Source organism: Deinococcus frigens DSM 12807 (genome assembly GCF_000701425.1).
In the GTDB taxonomy this organism is placed as follows: Bacteria; Deinococcota; Deinococci; order Deinococcales; family Deinococcaceae; genus Deinococcus; species Deinococcus frigens.
Genome location: NZ_JNIW01000063.1, coordinates 1 through 18,450, shown reverse-complemented (window position 1 = coordinate 18,450; position 18,450 = coordinate 1). Strand labels below are relative to the sequence as shown.

Annotated in this window: 20 protein-coding genes and 2 pseudogenes; 15 read left to right on the top strand and 7 right to left on the bottom strand. The window is 63.6% G+C overall.

What is annotated here, in order from left to right; translation table 11 throughout:
- Positions 1–239: pseudogene (locus Q322_RS22675) on the bottom strand (transposase); the annotation flags it as partial.
- Between the two features lie 127 nt (positions 240–366).
- Entirely contained in the window at positions 367–744 is a 378-nt protein-coding gene (locus tag Q322_RS0116730; protein ID WP_029479029.1) for an NADH-quinone oxidoreductase subunit 15, read from the bottom strand.
- A 78-nt stretch (positions 745–822) separates the two neighbouring features.
- On the opposite strand from Q322_RS0116730, the gene Q322_RS24635 reads away from it, so the two are divergent.
- Positions 823–1,011, top strand: a complete 189-nt coding sequence (locus tag Q322_RS24635) for a EutP/PduV family microcompartment system protein (RefSeq protein ID WP_245593298.1) — start codon at positions 823–825, stop codon at positions 1,009–1,011.
- Positions 978–1,373, top strand: a complete 396-nt coding sequence (locus Q322_RS21165) for a P-loop NTPase family protein (protein WP_245593297.1) — start codon at positions 978–980, stop codon at positions 1,371–1,373. The genes Q322_RS24635 and Q322_RS21165 overlap by 34 nt, the downstream gene beginning before the upstream one ends.
- Here the strand turns inward: Q322_RS21165 and Q322_RS0116720 are convergent.
- Complete coding sequence (locus tag Q322_RS0116720; protein ID WP_029479028.1) at positions 1,330–3,141, bottom strand: alpha-amylase family glycosyl hydrolase; 1,812 nt, start codon at positions 3,139–3,141, stop codon at positions 1,330–1,332. The two genes, Q322_RS21165 and Q322_RS0116720, sit on opposite strands and share 44 nt — an antisense overlap.
- 241 nt (positions 3,142–3,382) lie before the next feature.
- Here Q322_RS0116720 and Q322_RS0116715 point away from each other — a divergent pair, with 241 nt between their 5' ends.
- The 7 genes from Q322_RS0116715 to Q322_RS0116685 all read left to right on the top strand — a co-directional run bounded on the left by Q322_RS0116715 (position 3,383) and on the right by Q322_RS0116685 (position 10,490).
- The gene (locus tag Q322_RS0116715) at positions 3,383–4,036 is read left to right on the top strand and encodes a GntR family transcriptional regulator (protein WP_245593296.1); all 654 of its coding nucleotides are present in this window, start codon (positions 3,383–3,385) and stop codon (positions 4,034–4,036) included.
- Between the two features lie 69 nt (positions 4,037–4,105).
- Positions 4,106–5,275 (top strand): ABC transporter substrate-binding protein, encoded by a 1,170-nt coding sequence (locus tag Q322_RS0116710; RefSeq protein WP_029479026.1) that lies wholly within the window; start codon positions 4,106–4,108, stop codon positions 5,273–5,275.
- Between the two features lie 204 nt (positions 5,276–5,479).
- Entirely contained in the window at positions 5,480–6,640 is a 1,161-nt protein-coding gene (locus Q322_RS0116705; protein ID WP_029479025.1) for an ABC transporter substrate-binding protein, read from the top strand.
- Positions 6,641–6,817: 177 nt separating this feature from the next.
- Positions 6,818–7,705 (top strand): branched-chain amino acid ABC transporter permease, encoded by an 888-nt coding sequence (locus Q322_RS0116700; protein WP_029479024.1) that lies wholly within the window; start codon positions 6,818–6,820, stop codon positions 7,703–7,705.
- 121 nt (positions 7,706–7,826) lie between these two features.
- On the top strand, positions 7,827–8,834 hold the full coding sequence (locus Q322_RS0116695; RefSeq protein WP_029479023.1) for a branched-chain amino acid ABC transporter permease: 1,008 nt from the start codon (positions 7,827–7,829) through the stop codon (positions 8,832–8,834).
- Positions 8,831–9,616 (top strand): ABC transporter ATP-binding protein, encoded by a 786-nt coding sequence (locus tag Q322_RS0116690; RefSeq protein WP_029479022.1) that lies wholly within the window; start codon positions 8,831–8,833, stop codon positions 9,614–9,616. Before Q322_RS0116695 ends, Q322_RS0116690 begins: the two co-directional genes overlap by 4 nt.
- A 115-nt stretch (positions 9,617–9,731) precedes the next feature.
- Positions 9,732–10,490, top strand: a complete 759-nt coding sequence (locus Q322_RS0116685) for an ABC transporter ATP-binding protein (RefSeq protein WP_051668698.1) — start codon at positions 9,732–9,734, stop codon at positions 10,488–10,490.
- A gap of 53 nt (positions 10,491–10,543) precedes the next feature.
- On the opposite strand, the gene Q322_RS0116680 is transcribed toward Q322_RS0116685, so the two are convergent.
- Entirely contained in the window at positions 10,544–11,188 is a 645-nt protein-coding gene (locus Q322_RS0116680) for an MBL fold metallo-hydrolase (protein ID WP_051668697.1), read from the bottom strand.
- On the bottom strand, positions 11,185–11,517 hold the full coding sequence (locus Q322_RS0116675) for a DUF2568 domain-containing protein (RefSeq protein ID WP_029479019.1): 333 nt from the start codon (positions 11,515–11,517) through the stop codon (positions 11,185–11,187). The genes Q322_RS0116680 and Q322_RS0116675 overlap by 4 nt, the downstream gene beginning before the upstream one ends.
- Before the next feature lie 53 nt (positions 11,518–11,570).
- Here Q322_RS0116675 and Q322_RS0116670 point away from each other — a divergent pair, with 53 nt between their 5' ends.
- From Q322_RS0116670 to Q322_RS0116655, 4 genes are all read left to right on the top strand, one after another.
- A complete protein-coding gene (locus Q322_RS0116670) occupies positions 11,571–12,158 on the top strand; it encodes a TetR/AcrR family transcriptional regulator (protein WP_029479018.1) in 588 nt (195 codons plus the stop codon).
- A 32-nt stretch (positions 12,159–12,190) separates the two neighbouring features.
- Positions 12,191–13,417 carry a flavodoxin-dependent (E)-4-hydroxy-3-methylbut-2-enyl-diphosphate synthase gene (gene ispG, locus Q322_RS0116665; protein WP_029479017.1) on the top strand — a complete coding sequence of 409 codons (1,227 nt, stop codon included), beginning with the start codon at positions 12,191–12,193 and terminating at the stop codon, positions 13,415–13,417.
- Positions 13,418–13,427: 10 nt separating this feature from the next.
- Positions 13,428–13,928 carry a DUF6843 domain-containing protein gene (locus Q322_RS0116660; protein ID WP_156953115.1) on the top strand — a complete coding sequence of 167 codons (501 nt, stop codon included), beginning with the start codon at positions 13,428–13,430 and terminating at the stop codon, positions 13,926–13,928.
- Between the two features lie 115 nt (positions 13,929–14,043).
- Entirely contained in the window at positions 14,044–14,445 is a 402-nt protein-coding gene (locus tag Q322_RS0116655) for a DUF4259 domain-containing protein (RefSeq protein WP_029479015.1), read from the top strand.
- Positions 14,446–14,496: 51 nt separating this feature from the next.
- Here Q322_RS0116655 and Q322_RS0116650 read toward each other — a convergent pair whose 3' ends face one another.
- Positions 14,497–16,143, bottom strand: a complete 1,647-nt coding sequence (locus Q322_RS0116650; protein WP_029479014.1) for a methylmalonyl-CoA mutase family protein — start codon at positions 16,141–16,143, stop codon at positions 14,497–14,499.
- A 127-nt stretch (positions 16,144–16,270) separates the two neighbouring features.
- Here Q322_RS0116650 and Q322_RS0116645 point away from each other — a divergent pair, with 127 nt between their 5' ends.
- Together Q322_RS0116645 and Q322_RS0116640 are read left to right on the top strand one after the other, a co-directional pair.
- On the top strand, positions 16,271–17,203 hold the full coding sequence (locus Q322_RS0116645; RefSeq protein ID WP_029479013.1) for a GNAT family N-acetyltransferase: 933 nt from the start codon (positions 16,271–16,273) through the stop codon (positions 17,201–17,203).
- 42 nt (positions 17,204–17,245) lie between these two features.
- Positions 17,246–18,163: an aldo/keto reductase gene (locus Q322_RS0116640; RefSeq protein WP_029479012.1), complete on the top strand. Its 918-nt coding sequence runs from the start codon at positions 17,246–17,248 to the stop codon at positions 18,161–18,163.
- Between the two features lie 69 nt (positions 18,164–18,232).
- Here the strand turns inward: Q322_RS0116640 and Q322_RS24220 are convergent.
- Positions 18,233–18,450, bottom strand: a pseudogene (locus Q322_RS24220) (IS701-like element ISPlag1 family transposase); the annotation flags it as partial.

Genomic DNA, 18,450 nt, shown 5'->3' with positions numbered 1-18,450 from the left:
ATGGCTGGATTCTCCAGCCACCGACGAACGCGGCGTTCGCTGCTTTGCGCGAACGTGGCACGGGAGTGGATGTAGGGGAGCCAGGCGGGGATGGAGCTGCACTGGGAGAGCAGCAGTCCGGTGACCATCCAGGCCAGTGTGTGGGCGTTGCGGATGTCGTTCCACAATCCATTCTGGATGTGGGCGAGGACGGCTTGATAGAGTCGGGGCGCGTCCCCGGTAGCATTTTCGGTTGTCACAGACAGAAAGTGTCCCCTACCGGGGACGCTTTCTCATACTTTGTGTCAGGCCGTCAGGGATGGCGATGTTGTCGGAATTATCACCGCATTTGATTTGCTCTAAATTTGCTATCCCACTTGTGATCCTTTAAGCCACCCCTTTCACTGCTCCATCCAGCAACAACCCCAGCCGCTCCCGCGTGAAGGGCCGCTTGCCTTCCAGCAGTCCCTGTTGCCCGGCGTGCAGGTGCCAGTGCTTGCTGCCGCCCATCAGGCGCAAACTGACGCCTTTCAGGTCCACATGCCGGGGGCTGACCGCCGCCACCACCAGCGGCTGCCCGGCCACGCCCACGCTGACGCTCATGACCGTGGTGGGCAGCTCGTAGGGGCGTTCCATGCGGTAGATGTAGTCGGGGAAGTCGGCCACCTTCTCGAAGGTTAGCCCGCGCGCCGCCGCTCCGGCCTCAAGCCAGCCGAGCAACTCTATCCACTGCGTATACAGCGCCGAATCTGGTGCGTGTGCCATGTGGGACGCAGCATAGCGCAGACGCCAGACAATCCGGCAGATGTGAATGGGACAGCATTCCGGGCGAAAGAGGACACCATGCAGCGAATCATCGTCATTGGCACCACCGGCAGCGGCAAGACCACCCTGGCGCGGGCCATTGCCGCGATGCTCGGGCTGCCGCACGGGGAGCAGGACGCCTGGAACCACCTTGCGACTGGCAGGAAGCACCGCTGGCGCAGTTTCGCGCGGCGGTGGACGCCTTTACCGCGCAGCCCGGCTGGGTGATGGACGGCAATTACGGCAAGGCCAGGGATCTTGGCTGGGCGCGGGCCGATACGCTGGTGTGGCTGGATTACCCCGGCCAGGTGGTGTTCTGGCGGGTGCTGACGCGCACCGTGAAGCGAGTAGCTGGCAAGCAGGAATTGTGGAACGGCAACCGTGAAACATGGCGGGGAGTTTTTCGGGCCGACGCGCCCCTGCGGTGGATTTTCAAAACGCACTGGCGACGGCGACGGAAAACACCTGTACTGGCCGCCGAGTATCCTGACCTCTCCGTGATCCGACTCCGTTCCCCACGCGAGGCTGAACGGTGGCTCCAGCGCCTCAGCCCTGAAGCAGAATCCGTCCGCCCGCCGCGTTCAGAGTAGCCTGGCCGCCTTCGGACACTTCGCCGCTCAACGCGTCTCGCCACTTGCCCGCAGGCAGGGTCAGACTGACCGGATGTGCCTCCCCCCGGCGGCTGGCCAGCACCACGGCCCGCTCCGCCCGCCCGTCCTCATGCGTGTACTCGCGCAGGAAGGCGATGGCGTCGGCCTCGGCGTGGAGGAACCGGAGCGAACCCTCCTGCAACACACGGGTTTCGCGGCGCAGATGAATCAGCGCCCGCACCCTGCCGCGCAACCCCACGTCCCACTTTCCCTGATCCCACGGCATCGGCTCGCGGCACCACGGCATGTTGCCGGGGCGGCTCTGGGTCACGCCGACTTCGGAGCCGTAGTAGGTACACGGCACGCCCGCATAAGTCATCAGCAGCGTGTAGGCCGCTAAAAACTTGGTGCGATCATTCCCGACACGGTATATCGCCCGCCCGATGTCGTGGGATTCCAGCAGGTTGAACATGCTCAGCGCCACCTGGGGCGGCAGCGCGTGGTACGCGTCCCACAGGATGTCGGCCAGTTCGGTGCCGTCCAGGCGGCTGGGTTCGCCGTAATACGTCGCGCCCGCGATCCACTGCACCACCGGCAGGCCGAAGCCATGGTAATTCATGCTGGCGTCCTCGCCCGTGCCGTCCAGCGCGTGTTCGGGATCATAAAAGCGCTCGCCGAACACATAGGCCCCTGGGCGTTCCTCGCGCGCCGCCCGTTTGAGGGCGCGGTGCAGCGGAAGGTTGTCCTCGTCGGTGCCGCCCGCGCCGATCATGTGGGCCACGTCCAGCCGCCAGCCGGAGGCCCCGCGCCGCAGCCAGTGACGCACCACGCTTCTCTCGCCGTCCAGAAATTCCTGCGCGGCGTATTCATTGCGGTAGTCGATCTTGGGCAGCGTCGGCACATCAAAAAACGAGTGGTAGGCAGGCTTGCCCGGCTCGTCGCGCCAGCTAAACAGGGCGCGTTGCGGCGAGGTTTCATCTGTCAATGCGGTCTGAAACAGCGCGTTCTCGTTGCCCATGTGATTGAACACGCCGTCCAGCACGATACGGATGCCTGCGGTATCTGCCGCTGCTACCAGCTCGTCCCAGGCCGCGTCGCCTCCCAGGTGCGGGTCCACATGGCGGTAATCGGTGATGTCGTAGCGGTGATTGCTGGGCGAGACGAAAATCGGCGTCAGCCACAGCGCATTGATTCCCAGGTCGGTCAGATACGGCAGCGCCGCCGTCACGCCGTTCAGGTCGCCGCCGTAATGTCCATGAATGTCGCCCCAGGCGTCCACCGGCTGATCCCACGGCACATGTTCCACCTCGCGTCCGGCATACACATGTTCGCCGGTCTGCACGTCGCTACTGGGATCGCCGTTGCGGAAACGGTCCGGGAAGATCTGATAGAAGACGCACTTCCAGGCCCACTCGGGGGCCACGTACCCGGCCAGATACTGAAACCAGTTGCGAAAGCCCCGGCGGGTGTGGTGCAGGCCCAGTGCGGTCAGATTCAGGTGATCGCCGGGCAAATTGAGCTGCCAGGCGTAGCGCATTGGCGCGTCGTGGATGGGCAGCTCGGCCTCGAACCAGCGGCCCTCGCCTGGTCTCCCCCTGACCTCGCGCGCTCCGGCAAGCTCGATCTCGCCCACGCGCACGAACCTCAGATTCACGGACTCCACCGGCAGGGTGGTTCGCAGCCGCACGCGCACCGTATCGCCTTTTGCTGCTCCCAGGCGCTCGGTGTACGCGGGTGTGTGATCGTGGTGGGCGGCTGGGTTCTTCATATCTTCTCCGAAACGCGGCACGGCCTTTCCCGGACGCTGTGGAAAAAGGACGTGCCGGATAGGGCAGGCATGTTCCGTGGGGTGCCCGTTAAACGGCTGTCAGACAGTCTGGAGGCATAACGAGCAGAGGTCAAGCTTGCATTCTTGGGTTCTACATGTAACACTCTACCTGTTCAAAAACTGTTCATCTAGCAGCCGAATACAGGCCAGACCTGACGGCTGAAAGGAGGTCTGTCCTCTGTTGCAACCGATTGCCAGCGCGCGGGTGGTGGATGTCGTGCGCGATCAACTGCGCTCCGCCATCCTGGCCGGAGAACTCGCGCCCGGCTCCCGCCTGAGCGTTCCGGAACTGGCCCGCCAACTGGGCGTGAGCCGCTCACCCGTCCGCGAGGCCGTGCTGCTGCTGGTGGGCGAGGGCCTGGCGGTGGAGCAGTCGCGCCGGGGCGTGGAAGTCGCGCGGCTGGAACTGTCCGACGTGCTGGAGTTGTACGAGTTGCGGATCACACTGGAAAGCCTGGCCGCCCACCACGCCGCCGAGCGCATGACCCAGACCGATCTGGCGGCCCTGCGCGGCGTGCTGGACGCACAGGGTGCGGCGGCGGTGGGCGACGCGCGCAGCTTCCGCGAGCTGGATATGCGCTTTCATGAGATCGTCTCGCAGACCTGCGGCAATACCCGGCTGGCCCGCCACGCCGCGCTGCTGGCCCGCGAGATGCGGCTGGCCGGGCCGCTGATGGTGAACGAGCCGTGGCACCTGCGCCGAAGTCACGAGGAACACCGCACCATCGAACGCGCCCTGCGCCAGCGTGACGGCCCCGCCGCCGAAAACGCCATGCGCGATCACCTCAGCCGCGTGTGCCAGAGTGTGCGCCACCACCACAACTCCACCCTCTGACCTCGAATCACTCTGACCTGAAATCAACAGACCTCAACTGCCGACATTCGGCCTCACAAGGAGAACACCATGCGTACATTGACTCGAAAGACTGCCCTCTTTACCCTGGCCCTGACCCTGGCCGCCACTGCGGGCGCGCAGGACACCATCAAGGTGGGCGCGATCACCTCCGTCACCGGGCGCTTCGCCGAGTTCGGCAAGATGCAACTGGCGGGCTTCAAGGTGGGCGTGGCTGAGGTGAACAAGAAGGGCGGCGTGCTGGGCAAGAAGCTGGAACTGGTCATCGAGGACAACGCCAGCGACGTGAACAAGGGGCTGGCCGCCGCCGAACGCCTGGTCAACGCGGGCGTGCCGCTGGTCCTCAACGAGTATTCGTCCAGCCTGGTCAAGGCGCAGGCGCAGTATCTGGCCCGCCAGAAGGTGCCGAATCTGGTGATCACGTCCAGCGGCGACGACATCACCAAGCCGGGCAGCGACTACATCTTCCGCCTGAACCAGCCTGCCAGCGCCTACGCCCGCGTGATTCTGGACCTCTTCAAGGCCAACAAGTTCAAGAGCATGGCGATCATCGCCGGGACGGGCGCGTTCGAGAAGAGCGTGGCCGACGCTGCCAACAGCATTGCCAAGGAGTACGGCATCACGGTGATGGAAGATCAGCGCTACGACAAGGGCCTGACCGATTTCCGGCCCGTGCTGAACCGCATTAAAGCCAAGAACCCCGACGGCATCCTGATGGTGTCCTATGCCGAGGACAGCGTGGCTCTAATGCGCCAGGCCCGCGAGGTGGGTGTCAAGCCGCGCCTGTTCGCCGGGGGCGCTGCCGGATTCGCCCTTCCCAGCTTTGTCAAGGACAGCGGGGCCGCCGCCGAGAACGTGGTGACCGCCACCGCCTGGATTCCGCAGCTCCGGTACGCCGGGACGCAGAAGCTGAACGTGGACCTGAAAAAGGCGCTGGGCGGAGAGGACCCCAGTTACCACGCGGCGCAGGCCTACGCGGGCGTGCTGACCGCCGCCGCTGCCATCAATAAGGCGGGCAGCACGGACCGCGAGAAGGTCAAGGCTGCGCTGGGAACGGTCAATATCCAGACCGCCTTCGGCCCGATCCAGTTCAAGGACTATGACGGCTTCCAGAACCAGAACCCACTGGAAATGGTGGCGCAGCAGGTGCAGAACGGGGCCTTTGTCCCGGTGTATCCCAAGTCGGTGGTGCCGCGCGCGTTGACCTTCGAGCGCAAGTGAGGAGAGGGTATGGCCCGGCGGTGTTCTCAGGTTGCCGCTTGCGGTTTAACCCCTCCCCCCCTTTGGGGGACCTCCCCTTAGAAGGGAGGCAGGAGTCGCTGAATTTCCCGTCCAGTCGCGCTCCCTGGCTCCCTTTGAGGGGAGCTGGCTGCGAAGCAGATTGAGGGGTTCGCCTTCCAACTTTAGTTCCGCAAGAGGAGTTTCATGCGTCCACTTCAAACCCTGACCGCCCTCGCTGTCCTCTCTCTCTCTCTCGCCTCCGCACAAAGCACCATCAAGATCGGGGCCATTACCAGCCTATCGGGGCGCTTCGCCACCTTCGGGGCCATGCAGCAGGCGGGCTTTAAGGTTGCCATTGAAGAGATCAACGCCAAGGGTGGCGTGAACGGCCAGAAGCTGGAGCTGCTGCTGGAAGACGATGCCAGCGACACCAACAAGGCGCTGAACGCCGCCGAGAAACTGGTCAACCAGAAAGTTCCGGTGGTGATCGGCGCGTACAGCAGCGGGATCACCAAGCCGCTGTCGCAGTACATGGCCCGCATCAAGGTGCCGCTGCTCGTCGCCACCGCCATCGACGAGACCATCACCAAGCCGGGCAACCCCTACACCTTCCGCGTCAACAACCAGAGCAGCGTGTACACCCGCAGCCTGATCGATCAGCTCAAGAAGCTGGGCGGCATGAAGACGGCGGTGGTGCTGACCAGCAACGACGCTTTTGGCAAGAGCGTGCTGACCGACGCTGGCAAGTTGCTGCCCGCCGCCGGATTCACGGTGCTGAGTAAGGACACCTACGACAAGGGCCTGACCGACTTCCGGCCCCTGCTCAACCGCTACAGGGGCCAGAACCCGGATGTGGTGATCTTCGCCAGCTACGAGGAAGACGCCGTGGCCCTCGCCAAGCAGATCAAGGAGGTGGGGCTGAGTCCAAAGGTGATTGCCGGAATCGCCACCGGCTTTGCCCTGCCCGACTTCCTCAAGGGCGCGGGGGCAACCGCCGAGAACTTCCTGGTCACGATGGTCTGGAACGGGGACGTGAAGTATCCCGGCGCAACCAGCCTGTATAGCCGCCTGAAAACTGCGCTGGGCGGCGAGGAACCTTCCCAGCACGCCGCCCAGAGCTACGCGGCGATGCTGGCCGCCGCCGACGCCATCAAGCGCGGCGGCACCGATCCAGAAAAAGTCCGCACCGCGCTGGAAAGCACCAGGCTGAACACCGCTTTCGGCCCCGTGACCTTCCGCGATTACGCGGGCTACCAGAACCAGAACAGCGTGGTGGGCCTGATCACGCAGGTGCAGAACGGGAAGTTCGTGACCATCGGGCCAGCCAGTGCGGCGACGGGGAAATTCGTCCTGCCAAAGAGATGAAGAAGTAAGGGGGCCTGGGGAGATCTGGGCCTGCCCGGTGGCCCCCTGACCCTGCTGCTCCGCAGCGCCCCACTTCCATAAGGGGCCAGGTCCCGCGAGGAGCGAGGGGCCGCAGATAAGACCTGGCCTGCCTGCCACTGACCGCTGAAGACCTCCAACCCACTTAAGGAGCCATACATGGATCAAGTCGCCGTCACGGCGTTTTTTCAAACCCTGGTGCAGGGCCTGCTGACCGGGGGCCTGTACGCCCTGATCGGCACCGGCCTGAGCCTGATCTTCGGGGTGATGCGGGTCATCAACTTCGCGCACGGGGATTTCCTTGCCATCGGTATGTTCATCACGCTGCTGCTGTTCAAGACCTTCAACATTGATCCGTACCTGAGCCTGCTGGTGGCCGCGCCGCTGGGCTTTGGCCTGGGCTACTTCATCCAGCGCTTCGTGCTGTCGCGTCTGGGAGACCGCCTGAGCGAGGGCAGCATGCTCGCCACGCTGGGGCTGGGGCTGATCATCAGCAACTCGCTGCTGCTGGGCTTCGGCGCGCAGCCGCAGAGCATCAACGTGCCGTACGCCATCAACACCTTTAAATTCGCGGGCGTGCAGGTCAGCGTTTCTCTGCTGATCGCTGGACTGGGAACGGTGCTGGCGATCTCGGCCCTGAACCTGGTGCTGTACCGCACCGAGCTGGGCCGCGCCATTCGCGCCACGGCGCAAAATCCGCTGGGCGCGGAGTTGCAGGGGGTCAAGACCTCCAACATTCAGGCCATCGTGTTCGGCGTGGGCGTGTCGTTTGCCGCCATTGCGGGCGTGCTGCTGATGCCGCTGCTGTACACCTTTCCCACGGTGGGCGAGAACTACGTGACCAAGGCGTTTATCGTGACCGTGCTGGGCGGCCTGGGCAACCTGCCGGGGGCGATTGCAGGCGGCCTGGTGCTGGGCGTGATCGAGTCGCTGGGCGCGTTCTACGTCAGCAACAATTACCGCGACGCCTATGGCCTGATCGCCTTCCTGCTGGTGCTGCTGCTGCGGCCCGAGGGGTTGTTCGGGAAGACGGTGAAGCGGGTATGAGGGGACAGACGCTGTACCGGGCGGCATCGCGGCTGAACTGCCCCCTCACCCCGGCCCTCTTCCGCAGGGGACTAGGGAGCATAGGGAGCAAGACATTTTCTCGCACGTTCCAGAGGCGCACATGACTGCCACCGCTCCCTCGACCAGATCCCGCCCCCGCGCCCTCACCTTTGGCAACGTGTGGCTGAGCGTCGCCCTCGTCGCCATTCTGTTCATCTACCCGTTCGTGTTCGGCAAGGCCATGAACTTCGGGATTTCCACGCTGCTGTTCGCCGGCTTTGCCATGAGCTGGAATATTCTGGGTGGCTGGGCGGGGCAGACCAGCCTGGGCCACGCGGCGCTGCTGGGCATCGGGGCGTACAGCATGACGCTGCTGGCGACGCCCGAGCGCCTGCCACCCTTCCTGACCTCGCCGCTGGCCCCGTGGTGGGGCGCGCTGATCGGCATGGTGATCGCCGTGGCGGTGGCGGCGGTGTGGGGCTGGCTGACCTTCCGGCTCCAGGGTTCGTATTTTGCGCTGTCCAGTATCGCGGTGGCCCTGGTGATTCGTTTGGTGGTCATCAACAGCAACTGGACCGGCGGCGCGGAGGGGCTGTTCATGCCCGATCTGCCCAAGTTCTTTGGCTTTGACCTGTTTGACCGCGAGACCGAATACTGGCTGGCCTTTGGGTTTGTGGTGTTGACGCTGGTGATCACGCACCTGATCCGCCGCTCGCGCATGGGCTACGCGCTTCAGGCGGTGCGCGAGGACGAGGACGGCGCGCGGGCGCTCGGGATAGACCCGGCCCGTATGAAATTGCTGGCGTTCATGCTCAGCGCCGCTTTGATGGCCCTGGGCGGCAGCCTGTACGCGCTGTACCTGCAAGCCTTCGAGCCGCACACCATTCTGGAATTGCCCCTGAGCATCCAGATCGCGCTGCTGGCAATTATCGGCGGGCGCACCACCATTCAGGGGCCACTGGTCGGCGCACTGGTGCTGAGCATTTTCGGCGAGGTCTTCCGCAACGTGTTCAGCAACGCCAACCTGCTGATCTACGGGGTGCTGATCCTGCTGGTGACGCTGTTCGCGCCGCAGGGCATCATGGGGCTGTTTAACCGGGCAGGCAGCAAGCTGGGAACGGCGAGATGACGGCCCCGACGCAGTTTCCCGAACTGACTCCGTTGCCTGGGCAGCCGGTTCACGCCCCCTCTGGCCCGCCGATCTTAAAGGCCGAGAACATCACCGTGCGCTTCGGCGGCGTGGTGGCGGTGGGGGACATCTCGCTGGCGGTGCGCCCCGGCGAGATCCTGGGATTGATCGGGCCGAACGGGGCGGGCAAGACCACCCTCTTCAATGCGCTGACCGGCTTCGTGACTCCCAGTGGGGGCCGCGTGACCTACAACGGGCGCGACATCACCAACATGCAGCCGCAGGCCCGCGCCAAACTGGGCATGGCCCGCACCTTTCAGGTGGAGCGCCCCTTCGAGGACCTGAGCGTGCTGGAAAACGTACTGGTGGCGGCGTTCCTGAAGTACCGGGGCACCAAGGCCGAGGACCACGCCTACGCTGTGCTGGAGCGCGTGGGGCTGGCAGACCGTGCCACCCAGCCCGCCGCGCAACTGAACCTGGCCCGCCGCCGCCGTCTGGAACTGGCCAAGGTGCTGGCGCTGGAGCCGAAGGTGCTGTTCCTGGACGAGAGCATTGCGGGCCTGAACCCACCAGGGCAGCAGGAAATGGTAGCCCTGATCCGCACGCTGGCGCACTCGGGCCTGGCCATCGTGATGGTGGAACACATCATGCACGTGATCATGAGCCTGTCGGACCACGTGATCTGCATGGCCTTCGGCGAGCTGCTGGCCGAGGGCGATCCGCATGAGGTGGCGGCCCACCCAGACGTGATCCGGGCGTATCTGGGGGACGACAATGATTGAGCGTCGTTTTGCGCCGCGTCTAACGGCCAAACGGTCTAACCGTCAAACCGCAAAAGATTGGGCGGTTAGACCGTTGGACGGTTGGACCGCCGACTCAACCCCCAGGAGGCTACCTATGACCACAATTCAGCCCCAACCCGCCCGCATCGGCTACGTTCCCGGCGAACGCGTGCTGGAGGCCGATACGCTGGATGTCGCTTACGGTCAGGTTCAGGTGGTCTTTGGCGTGTCGCTGCATGTGGACAAGGGCGAACTGGTGGGCCTGGTGGGCGGCAACGGCAGCGGCAAGAGCACCATCCTGCGCGTGCTGTCGGGGATGCTCAAGGCGCGGGGCGGCACGGCCACGTACCGGGGGCAGAGCCTGAACGCCGTGCCGCCGCACCGCATCACCGATATGGGCGTGGCGCACGTGCCGATGGGCCGTCAGCTCTTCGGGCAGATGACCGTCGAGGAAAACCTGATCATGGGTGCGTACCTGCCGCGCACCAAGAAAAACCGCGCCGAGAACCTGCAAAAGGTCTATGATTTCTTCCCGCGCCTGACTGAGAAACGCCGCTCTGCCGCCGCCGCCCTGTCCGGTGGGGAACAGCAGATGGTGGCGATTGGCCGCGCGCTGATGAGCGAACCCGAAGTGCTGTTGATGGACGAACCGTCGCTGGGTCTGGCCCCGCTGGTGGTCTCGGAAGTGATGCGCGTGATCGGCAGCCTGCGTGAATTGGGGCTGACCGTGCTGCTGGTGGAACAGAACGTGCGGCAGGTCTTGAAGGTGACGGACCGGACCTATGTGCTGGAACTGGGAAGCCTAGTCAAGGAGGGGCCGAGCAAGGAACTGATGGGAGACCCGGAGATCATCAAGGCGTATCTGGGAGTGTAGTTTTTTCTGGCGCGAGAGGGAGAGGCGAGTGGTTGGCCTCTCCCCCTCTCCTTTTACGCCTCCTCTTTCTCGGCCAGCTCCACCGCGCGGCGCATGGCATTCAACGGATCAGCCACCACGCGCCCGTGTCCCAGCGCCAGAAACTTTGCGGGAATGTCCAGCAACAGGCGGGCGCTGATGGTGGTCTGCGCCGCATCGTGCGTGGCAAGCGTCGGAAATGGAAAAATGATGTTGGAGACACTGGCAACCCTTAGCCGTGGAATGTTGACAAAGGTGTCCCCGGCATACAACGTGCCGTCACGTTCATCGAAGAAAGCGAGGTGGCCCGGTGAGTGTCCAGGCGTGTCCAGCACGCGCAGGCTGCCCACGCTGTTGCCAGCTCGCAACAGCCGATCAGGCGTGACCTTGACTCCATTCTCAGCCAGCAATTCCACGTCGTTCATGCCCACCAGCACTTCCAGATCGGGGAGTGCCTTTTTCAGCGCGTCCACGCTGCCGATGTGGTCCGAGTGGGCATGGGTCAGGGCCAGCCGCCGCAGTGGTCTGCCCGTGGGCCTCATGACGGCGAGGATGCGGTTTTGCAGACCCGGTAAGCCCGCATCAATCAACGTGAAGCCGTCTTCCTCCGGCACAAGATAGGTATTGACCAGACCGAACTGGGTTTGTTTGAGTGGGGGCCTTGTGGCTTGCCGGGTCATCGGGTTCCTCCTTGAAGAACGTTGAGCAGGGCGAGTGCCAGCAGGATGGCGGCGGGAACCGGGCCAAAGGTGGGCAAGACCACCAGGGCAGACAGCGACAGGACGGCGAGTTTGGTCAGCGGCCACGCGATCCCGGTGATGGGCCGGGGCGCTTTGGGAGAAAGAAACGTTCCCCACAAGACGATTAATGCCAGCGCCGCAAGGGTCAGGCCCGGCCATCCGGCAACCCGCTGGCCCCACGCTCCAGCCGCCACCACAGCGGCTATTTCCAGACCGAAGGCCAGCACATCCCAGGCGCTGAACCGTAGGTGAACGCTGTTCGTATTCATGGTGAACAGTGTACGTCTAGAACCTAAGGCTGTCAAGACGTACACTGTTCTTAATGCCCTACCCCGCCAAGCTGAACCCCGAACAGATTCTGGACGCCGCACAGGCGTTGCTGGAAACTTCTGGCCCGGATGGACTGAGCATGCGGACGCTGGCCGACTCTCTAGAAGTGCGGCCCAGCAGCCTGTACCGTCACCACGCCAGTCGGGAAACGCTGTTGCTGGCGCTGGGAGAGCGGGCAGCACTGGCATTGCAGGAGGCCTTAACGCGGGCCGCCGCGCGAAAGAAATCAAGAGTTGGAGCTGAGGCTGCCTCGCACGCTTATCTGGATTACGCCCGCCAGCACCCGCATCTGTACGCGCTGCTGCTGCTCAAGCTGGATCAGTTGCCGCAGGGGGAGCGCATGGGCCACGCGGGCAAGCAGCTCTGGAACACCCTGTTAGATGTGGTGGGTGCTCTGAGCGGCAACCCCGATGACACCGCCCGCGCCGTGGCGCTGTGGACCTTTCTGCACGGCTTTGTTGAACTGGAGCGCAGCGGCCTGTTCGGCGCAAGCGGACCCCGAGGAGGGCTGGAAGTGGGATTGACGGCTCTGCTGGACGCTATGGCAGCGGCGCACCCTGGCCGTAACCCGTCTTCCTGAACCTTCCGCCTGACCCCGCGTAAACTGACACCATGAATCCCCGTCGCCAGACCGTCACCGCCAACGTGGGAGGCGTCCTGATCGGCAGCGCCCATCCCGTGGTGGTCCAGAGCATGACCAACACCGACACCGCCAACGCCGAGGCCACCGCCATTCAGGTGGCGCAACTGGCCCGTGCGGGCAGCGAACTGGTGCGCGTGACCGTCAATACCCGCGAGGCCGCCGCCGCCGTTCCCGAAGTGATCACTCGGCTGGACGAGGTGGGCCTGAGCGTTCCCATCGTGGGCGATTTCCACTACAACGGCCACATCCTGCTGCGCGAGTTCCCCGAAACCGCCCGCCTGCTCGCCAAGTACCGCATCAATCCAGGGAATGTGGGGGCCGGGCAGCACCACGACGCCAACTTCGCCACCATGATCGAGGTGGCCAGGGAGTTCGATAAACCCGTCCGCATCGGTGTGAACTGGGGCAGCCTGGATCAGCAGGTGCTGGCGCGGCTGATGGACCAGAACGCGGCGAAGGGCAGCCCGAAAACTGGCACCGACGTGATGATCGACGCGATGGTGGTGTCCGCGCTGGAAAGTGCCGCCTACGCCGAGAAGCTGGGCCTGGCGCACGACAAAATCCTGATCTCGGTCAAGGTCAGTTCCGCGCCCGAACTGTGGCAGGTCTACCGCCAACTGGCCGCGCAGTGTGACTATCCCCTCCACCTGGGACTGACCGAGGCGGGCATGGGCATGAAGGGCATCGTGGCCTCGTCGGTGGCGCTGGCCCCGCTGCTGACCGAGGGGATTGGCGACACCATTCGCGTCAGCCTGACCCCCGAACCCGGTGCCTCGCGCAAGCTGGAGGTGGAGGTGGCGCAGCAGATCCTGCAAAGCCTGGGCATTCGCCAGTTCTCGCCGCAGGTCACCAGTTGCCCCGGTTGTGGGCGCACCACCTCCGTCTTCTTTCAGGAGCTGGCGCAGAAGATTCAGGATTACATCCGCGACACCATGCCCGACTGGAAGGCCAGGTATCCCGGGGTGGAGGACATGCAGGTGGCCGTGATGGGCTGCATCGTCAACGGCCCCGGCGAGAGCAAGCACGCCAATATCGGCATCTCTCTGCCTGGCACCGGGGAAGACCCGCGCGCCCCGGTGTATCAGGACGGCAAGCTGCTGAAGACCCTCAAAGGCCCGCGCATCGCCGAGGAGTTCCAGGAATTGCTGGAAACCTACGTGACGAACACTTACGGGCGCGAGGAAGTCGGTGCGTAGCTTCGGGATGGTGGGCCTCGCCGCGCTGCTGGTGACCGGCTGCACCGCAGGGCTTCAGCGCACGCCAGACCTCTTCCTGATTCCGCAGGGCTATGCGGGCTGGATACTGGTTGAATATGGGGTTGAGGGTGTGCCGTCGCTGGAGCTGCGAAACGGTTATCGCGTTTTGCCAATCCCAGTAGGTGGCATCCTCAAAACGTCCTCTGAACAGCAACAGGGCTGGGCGAGGGATGTCTACAAATTCGTGGACGCCAGGGGGAAACTGACCGATCTGCCGCAGACTGGCTGGGGTAAGGGCGGGCTGATCTGGGGTGCGTCGGTAGAATCTGGGAAAATCGGCATTTCTGTGGCGCGGGAGGGTCAGGAAGCCATCACCTGCGACATTCAGGTCTCACCCAGTTTCAAATTTTTTGTGGGAACCGAAGCGCAGTATCGGCAGGCTGTAGAAACGGACAAGAGTCCAGCCACCCCGGCCCAACGTGCCATGCAAGCCTCGTCTCGCTGTTCCTGAAACGTTGTGGACGCGCCTGCACGGCGTTCCCTGACCAAGTGCCCCCTGACCAAGTGCCCCCTGACCACAGTGCCCCCTGACCACAGTGCTGCCCACGCCCATTAAGCTATAAAGCATGGACATCTGGGGAACTGGCCCAATGGAAAATGAGGCGGGCGCGGCTTTTGCCGACGAAGTGGTACAGGATGGTGCGTTTGCCCTGGCCGAGGCTTTTGACGTGGCCCTGGACCCCGACACCGATTTTCTGGCTGCTGAGGAAGGACACCGCACCCTGGCCGCCGCCGAGATTCTGGCCGCCGTACTGGACGGTGAAACGGGGAACATCGTCAGCGCCCGTTTGCGGTCCTGGGTGCAGGAGGCGGACGTGCTGGACCTCGCCCCCCTGCGTGACGTGGCCCGCGACGCTGTGGAGCGCGTCCTCGGCCCCGACAGCGAACTGCCGGATCTGTGGGCCGATCAGTCCGACGCGGACGAGTGGCTGAGCGGCGTCCAGACCCTGCGGTCACGTCTGGACTGAAACAAAAAATGGACCGCGAGTGTCCTCAACGGTCCAACTTCTCACCCGGTATCACACCACCGCAGGTTCCACATATTCCCCGTACACGGTCTTCAGCACGTCCATCTGCTCGCCCAGCGTGACGTAGGCATGGGCGCAGTCCAGGAAGGCGGGCATGGAGTTCGCTCCGGTCACGGCACTCTGGCGCAGGTCTTCGATGGCGGCCTTGACGCGCTCGGGATCGCGCTCGCGCCGCACCTGCGCCAGCCGCGCTTCCTGCACCCGTTCCACCTGGGGGTCGATCAGTTGAATCGGCACTTCTACCGCGTCCTGCACGAAGGCGTTGACACCTACGATAATGCGGTCCTTCGTCTCTACCTCGCGCTGGTAGCGGTAGGCGGCCTCGGCCATCTCAAGCTGGAAAAAGCCGTTGTCGATCCCGGCCTCCACGCCGCCCATCATGCGAATCTGCTCGATATAGCCCAACGCGGCGTTCTCGATGTCATCGGTCAGCTTTTCCACGTAGTAGCTGCCCGCCAGCGGGTCCACCACTCCGGCCACGCCCGTTTCATAGGCGATGATTTGCTGGGTCCGCAGGGCAATGGTGGCGGCGTCCTCGGTGGGCAGGGCCAGCGCTTCGTCAAAGGCGTCGGTGTGCAGGCTCTGCGTGCCGCCCAACACGGCGGCCAGCGCCTGAATCGCTACGCGGGCAATGTTGTTCAGCGGCTGCTGCGCGGGCAGAGACACCCCGGCGGTCTGCGAGTGCGTCCGCAGCATCCACGATTTGGGGTTCTTCGCACCGTAGCGGTCCCGCATCTGCCGCGCCCAGATGCGCCGGGCGGCGCGCAGTTTGGCAATTTCCTCGAAGAAGTCGTTGTGGATATCCCAGAAGAAGCTGATGCGCGGCGCGAATTCGTCGATGTCCAGCCCGCGCTCCAGCGCCTTTTCCACGTAATGGAAGCCGTCGGCCAGCGTGAAGGCCAGCTCCTGCACGCCCGTCGCCCCGGCCTCGCGGATGTGGTAGCCGCTGACCGAGATGAAGTTCCACCTCGGCACCACTTTCGGCCCCCACTCGAAGGTGTCGATGACCAGTTTCACGCTGGGCGCGGGCGGGTAAATGAATTCCTTCTGCGCGATGAATTCCTTGAGAATGTCGTTCTGGATGGTCCCGCCGATCTTGTTCAGGTCCTTGCCCTGCTTCTGCGCGTTGGCGATGTACATGGCCCAGATGGCGTTGGCCGGGCTGTTGATGGTCATGGAGGTGGTCACCGCTTCGGGATCGATACCCTGAAACAGAATTTCCATGTCGGCCAGGCTGGACACCGCCACGCCGCACTTGCCCACCTCGCCCACGCTGAAGGGGTGGTCCGAGTCGTAGCCCATCAGGGTGGGCAGGTCAAAGGCGGTGGACAGGCCCGTCTGCCCGGCCCGCAGCAGCGCGTGGAAGCGCTCGTTGGTCTGCTCGGCGCTGCCGAAACCTGCGAACATCCGCATGGTCCACAGCTTGCCCCGGTACACGCTGGGCTGCACGCCGCGCGTGTACGGGAACTCGCCGGGATAGCCCAGCTCGGATTCGGCGTCCCAGTCCTTCAAATCGTCCGCCGTGTAGATCGGCTCCGGGTCCATATCGGACAGGTTGGTGAAGTTGTACTTGCGCTCGGGAAATTTCTGCGTGGCCGGTCCGTAAACGCTGCCCATCCACTCGTTTTTGGTCTTCATCTGGAGCCTCCATTGGCCGGAAGAGGTGAAAACTAACGCTCGTTAGGTTGGCCCCCAGATTAGCAGAAGGGCGCGTAAGCCATGCGGCCCATGCCTTCGCGGTTGCTTGTGGTTTACGCTTGGGACAGTGATATCTGAAAATTTACCGACTGCTGCCGATCTGGCCCGTTTCTCCCTCGCCGCCCAGCACCCGCTGACGCTTGAATGGTGTTCCGAGTCGGAACGACTGGCGAATCTGGTTGAGGAACATGCCTTTGACCTCCAACTTGCCACTGATCTGAAACTGGCGGGCAAGCGGGCTGAATTTATCAATGTGGGTCCGCCCGTAGAGGCGTATCTGAACCGCTGGGTCACGGTTAGCCCTGATCTGGACGCCATGCTCAGCATCCGGTTTAGGGGAATGGACGTGGGCAAGCCGTTCGTGGATGTCAGCGTGACCTCGCGCCCGGTGGTGGCGGCTGATCTGCCCGCGTTGGTTGGAGCGGCGGGGCGTGAATATCAGGGCTTCAACGCGCCCCGAATTCGCATCTGGAGCGCCGCCGAAACGTTCTCCGATCTGCGCCCCGATCAGCGCGTGCTGGCCGCGCCGCTGGCCGGACTGGGTGGGGGAGAGGTGGCTCCCGACTTGAGCCTAAGGCCAACTGCCAATCTCTCCAATTACGCCGCTGCCCAGGCCGCCTACGCCGCCGTGGACGCTGCCCACCCGAAGCACCCAGGTCAGGCCCGCCTGCTATCCAAGGAAGATTTGCAGGACACCATTGACGCCGGAACCATGTTCGACGTGATCTGGCGGGGCGAGTGGAGTGGGTATGCTGGGACGCTGCCCGAAACTCAAGTAGGTCTGCCCGCGCAGGTGGTTCAGGAAATGCTGCTGGCTCCGCACGCACGCGGTCATGGCCTCGGCTCTTCCCTCTCCACATTGCTGGCCCGTCACCTCCCCGCCGATGGCCGGGCACTGAGCGGTACGATTCACGGCGAGAACCGGGGCGCTCTGACGGTGGCTCGCCGGGCCGGGCGGCACGACATCGGCGGCTGGTGGTGGGTGCCGACAGTAAAGTGAGGGTGAGACCACGCGGGCCGGTTTTGACGCACAATGCAGGCCATGAGAACAATCAAACTTGGAAGCAGTGACCTCGATGTACCCGTCGTCGCCGTAGGGATGATGAGGATCAACACCATGAGCAAGCCTGAAGTGCAGACGCTGATCGGGACGGCGATGGACGCGGGCGCGAATTTCTTTGACCACGCCGACATCTACGGCAAGGGAACCTGCGAGGAAATCTTCGCCGACGCCGTGGGCATGGGCAGCAGCGTGCGCGAGACAATGATCCTGCAATCCAAATGCGGCATCCGGCCCGGCATGTTCGACTTCTCGAAGGAACACATCCTGGCCTCGGTAGACGGCATCCTGAAGCGCCTGAACACCGACTATCTGGACATTCTGCTGTTGCACCGCCCCGACGCGCTGGTGGAGCCGGAGGAAGTGGCTGCCGCTTTTGACCAGTTAGAGCAGGACGGCAAGGTGCGGCACTTCGGCGTATCGAATCAGCACCCGCGCCAGATTGAACTGCTGAGGAAATTCGTGCGCCAGCCGCTGGTCGCCAACCAACTGCAACTCAGCATCACCAACGCCACCATGATCACGCAGGGCTTCAACGTCAACATGGAAAACGACGAGGCGGTCAACCGCGACGGCGGCATTCTGGACTACTGCCGTCTGAACGACATCACGATTCAGCCGTGGTCCCCCTTCCAATTCGGGTTCTTTGAGGGCGTCTTCCTGGACAATCCCAAATTTCCCGAATTGAACGCCAAGATTGACGAGGTTGCCGCTAAATATGGCGTGACGAATACCACCATTGCTATTGCGTGGATTCTGCGTCATCCGGCCAAGATGCAGCCCGTGACGGGGACCACCACGCCCGCGCGTCTGGCCGACTGCCTGAAGGCCGCAGACGTTGATCTGACACGCGAGGAGTGGTACGCGATCCTGCTGGCGGCGGGAAATACGCTGCCTTAATCAGATCAATTCAAGAGAATGCCGCCGGGAGTTTGAAGCTCCTGCGGCGTCTTCTGAACTGGCTAGGGCTTACGCGAAACTCAGAGATGGGTTTTTGAGCTGCTGGCGCATGTAGTCATCAAGAAGACCGAATTTTAGCGCGTATATCGTTTTCTTCGCCTCTTTGGCCTGCTGGTTCAATCGAATCCAGACCAGCATGGCAGTGCCGATGTGATTGCGTTGAGATCGCCCCAGACGGCATTGACAGTCTTCGGTCCCGGTGATCTGCTTCAATTCGCGGTGAAAGA

Excerpts from the sequence above, each read along its gene's own strand:
- Q322_RS0116710 (WP_029479026.1), top strand. The coding sequence starts at position 4,106 with ATGCGTACATTGACTCGAAAGACTGCCCTCTTTACCCTGGCCCTGACC.
- Q322_RS0116705 (WP_029479025.1), top strand. The coding sequence starts at position 5,480 with ATGCGTCCACTTCAAACCCTGACCGCCCTCGCTGTCCTCTCTCTCTCT.
- ispG (WP_029479017.1), top strand. The coding sequence starts at position 12,191 with ATGAATCCCCGTCGCCAGACCGTCACCGCCAACGTGGGAGGCGTCCTG.
- Q322_RS24635 (WP_245593298.1), top strand. The coding sequence starts at position 823 with ATGCAGCGAATCATCGTCATTGGCACCACCGGCAGCGGCAAGACCACC.
- Q322_RS0116700 (WP_029479024.1), top strand. The coding sequence starts at position 6,818 with ATGGATCAAGTCGCCGTCACGGCGTTTTTTCAAACCCTGGTGCAGGGC.
- Q322_RS0116655 (WP_029479015.1), top strand. The coding sequence starts at position 14,044 with ATGGACATCTGGGGAACTGGCCCAATGGAAAATGAGGCGGGCGCGGCT.
- Q322_RS0116690 (WP_029479022.1), top strand. The coding sequence starts at position 8,831 with ATGACGGCCCCGACGCAGTTTCCCGAACTGACTCCGTTGCCTGGGCAG.
- Q322_RS0116685 (WP_051668698.1), top strand. The coding sequence starts at position 9,732 with ATGACCACAATTCAGCCCCAACCCGCCCGCATCGGCTACGTTCCCGGC.
- Q322_RS0116670 (WP_029479018.1), top strand. The coding sequence starts at position 11,571 with ATGCCCTACCCCGCCAAGCTGAACCCCGAACAGATTCTGGACGCCGCA.
- Q322_RS0116730 (WP_029479029.1), bottom strand. The coding sequence starts at position 744 with ATGGCACACGCACCAGATTCGGCGCTGTATACGCAGTGGATAGAGTTG.
- Q322_RS0116695 (WP_029479023.1), top strand. The coding sequence starts at position 7,827 with ATGACTGCCACCGCTCCCTCGACCAGATCCCGCCCCCGCGCCCTCACC.
- Q322_RS0116720 (WP_029479028.1), bottom strand. The coding sequence starts at position 3,141 with ATGAAGAACCCAGCCGCCCACCACGATCACACACCCGCGTACACCGAG.
- Q322_RS0116675 (WP_029479019.1), bottom strand. The coding sequence starts at position 11,517 with ATGAATACGAACAGCGTTCACCTACGGTTCAGCGCCTGGGATGTGCTG.
- Q322_RS0116680 (WP_051668697.1), bottom strand. The coding sequence starts at position 11,188 with ATGACCCGGCAAGCCACAAGGCCCCCACTCAAACAAACCCAGTTCGGT.
- Q322_RS0116650 (WP_029479014.1), bottom strand. The coding sequence starts at position 16,143 with ATGAAGACCAAAAACGAGTGGATGGGCAGCGTTTACGGACCGGCCACG.
- Q322_RS0116640 (WP_029479012.1), top strand. The coding sequence starts at position 17,246 with ATGAGAACAATCAAACTTGGAAGCAGTGACCTCGATGTACCCGTCGTC.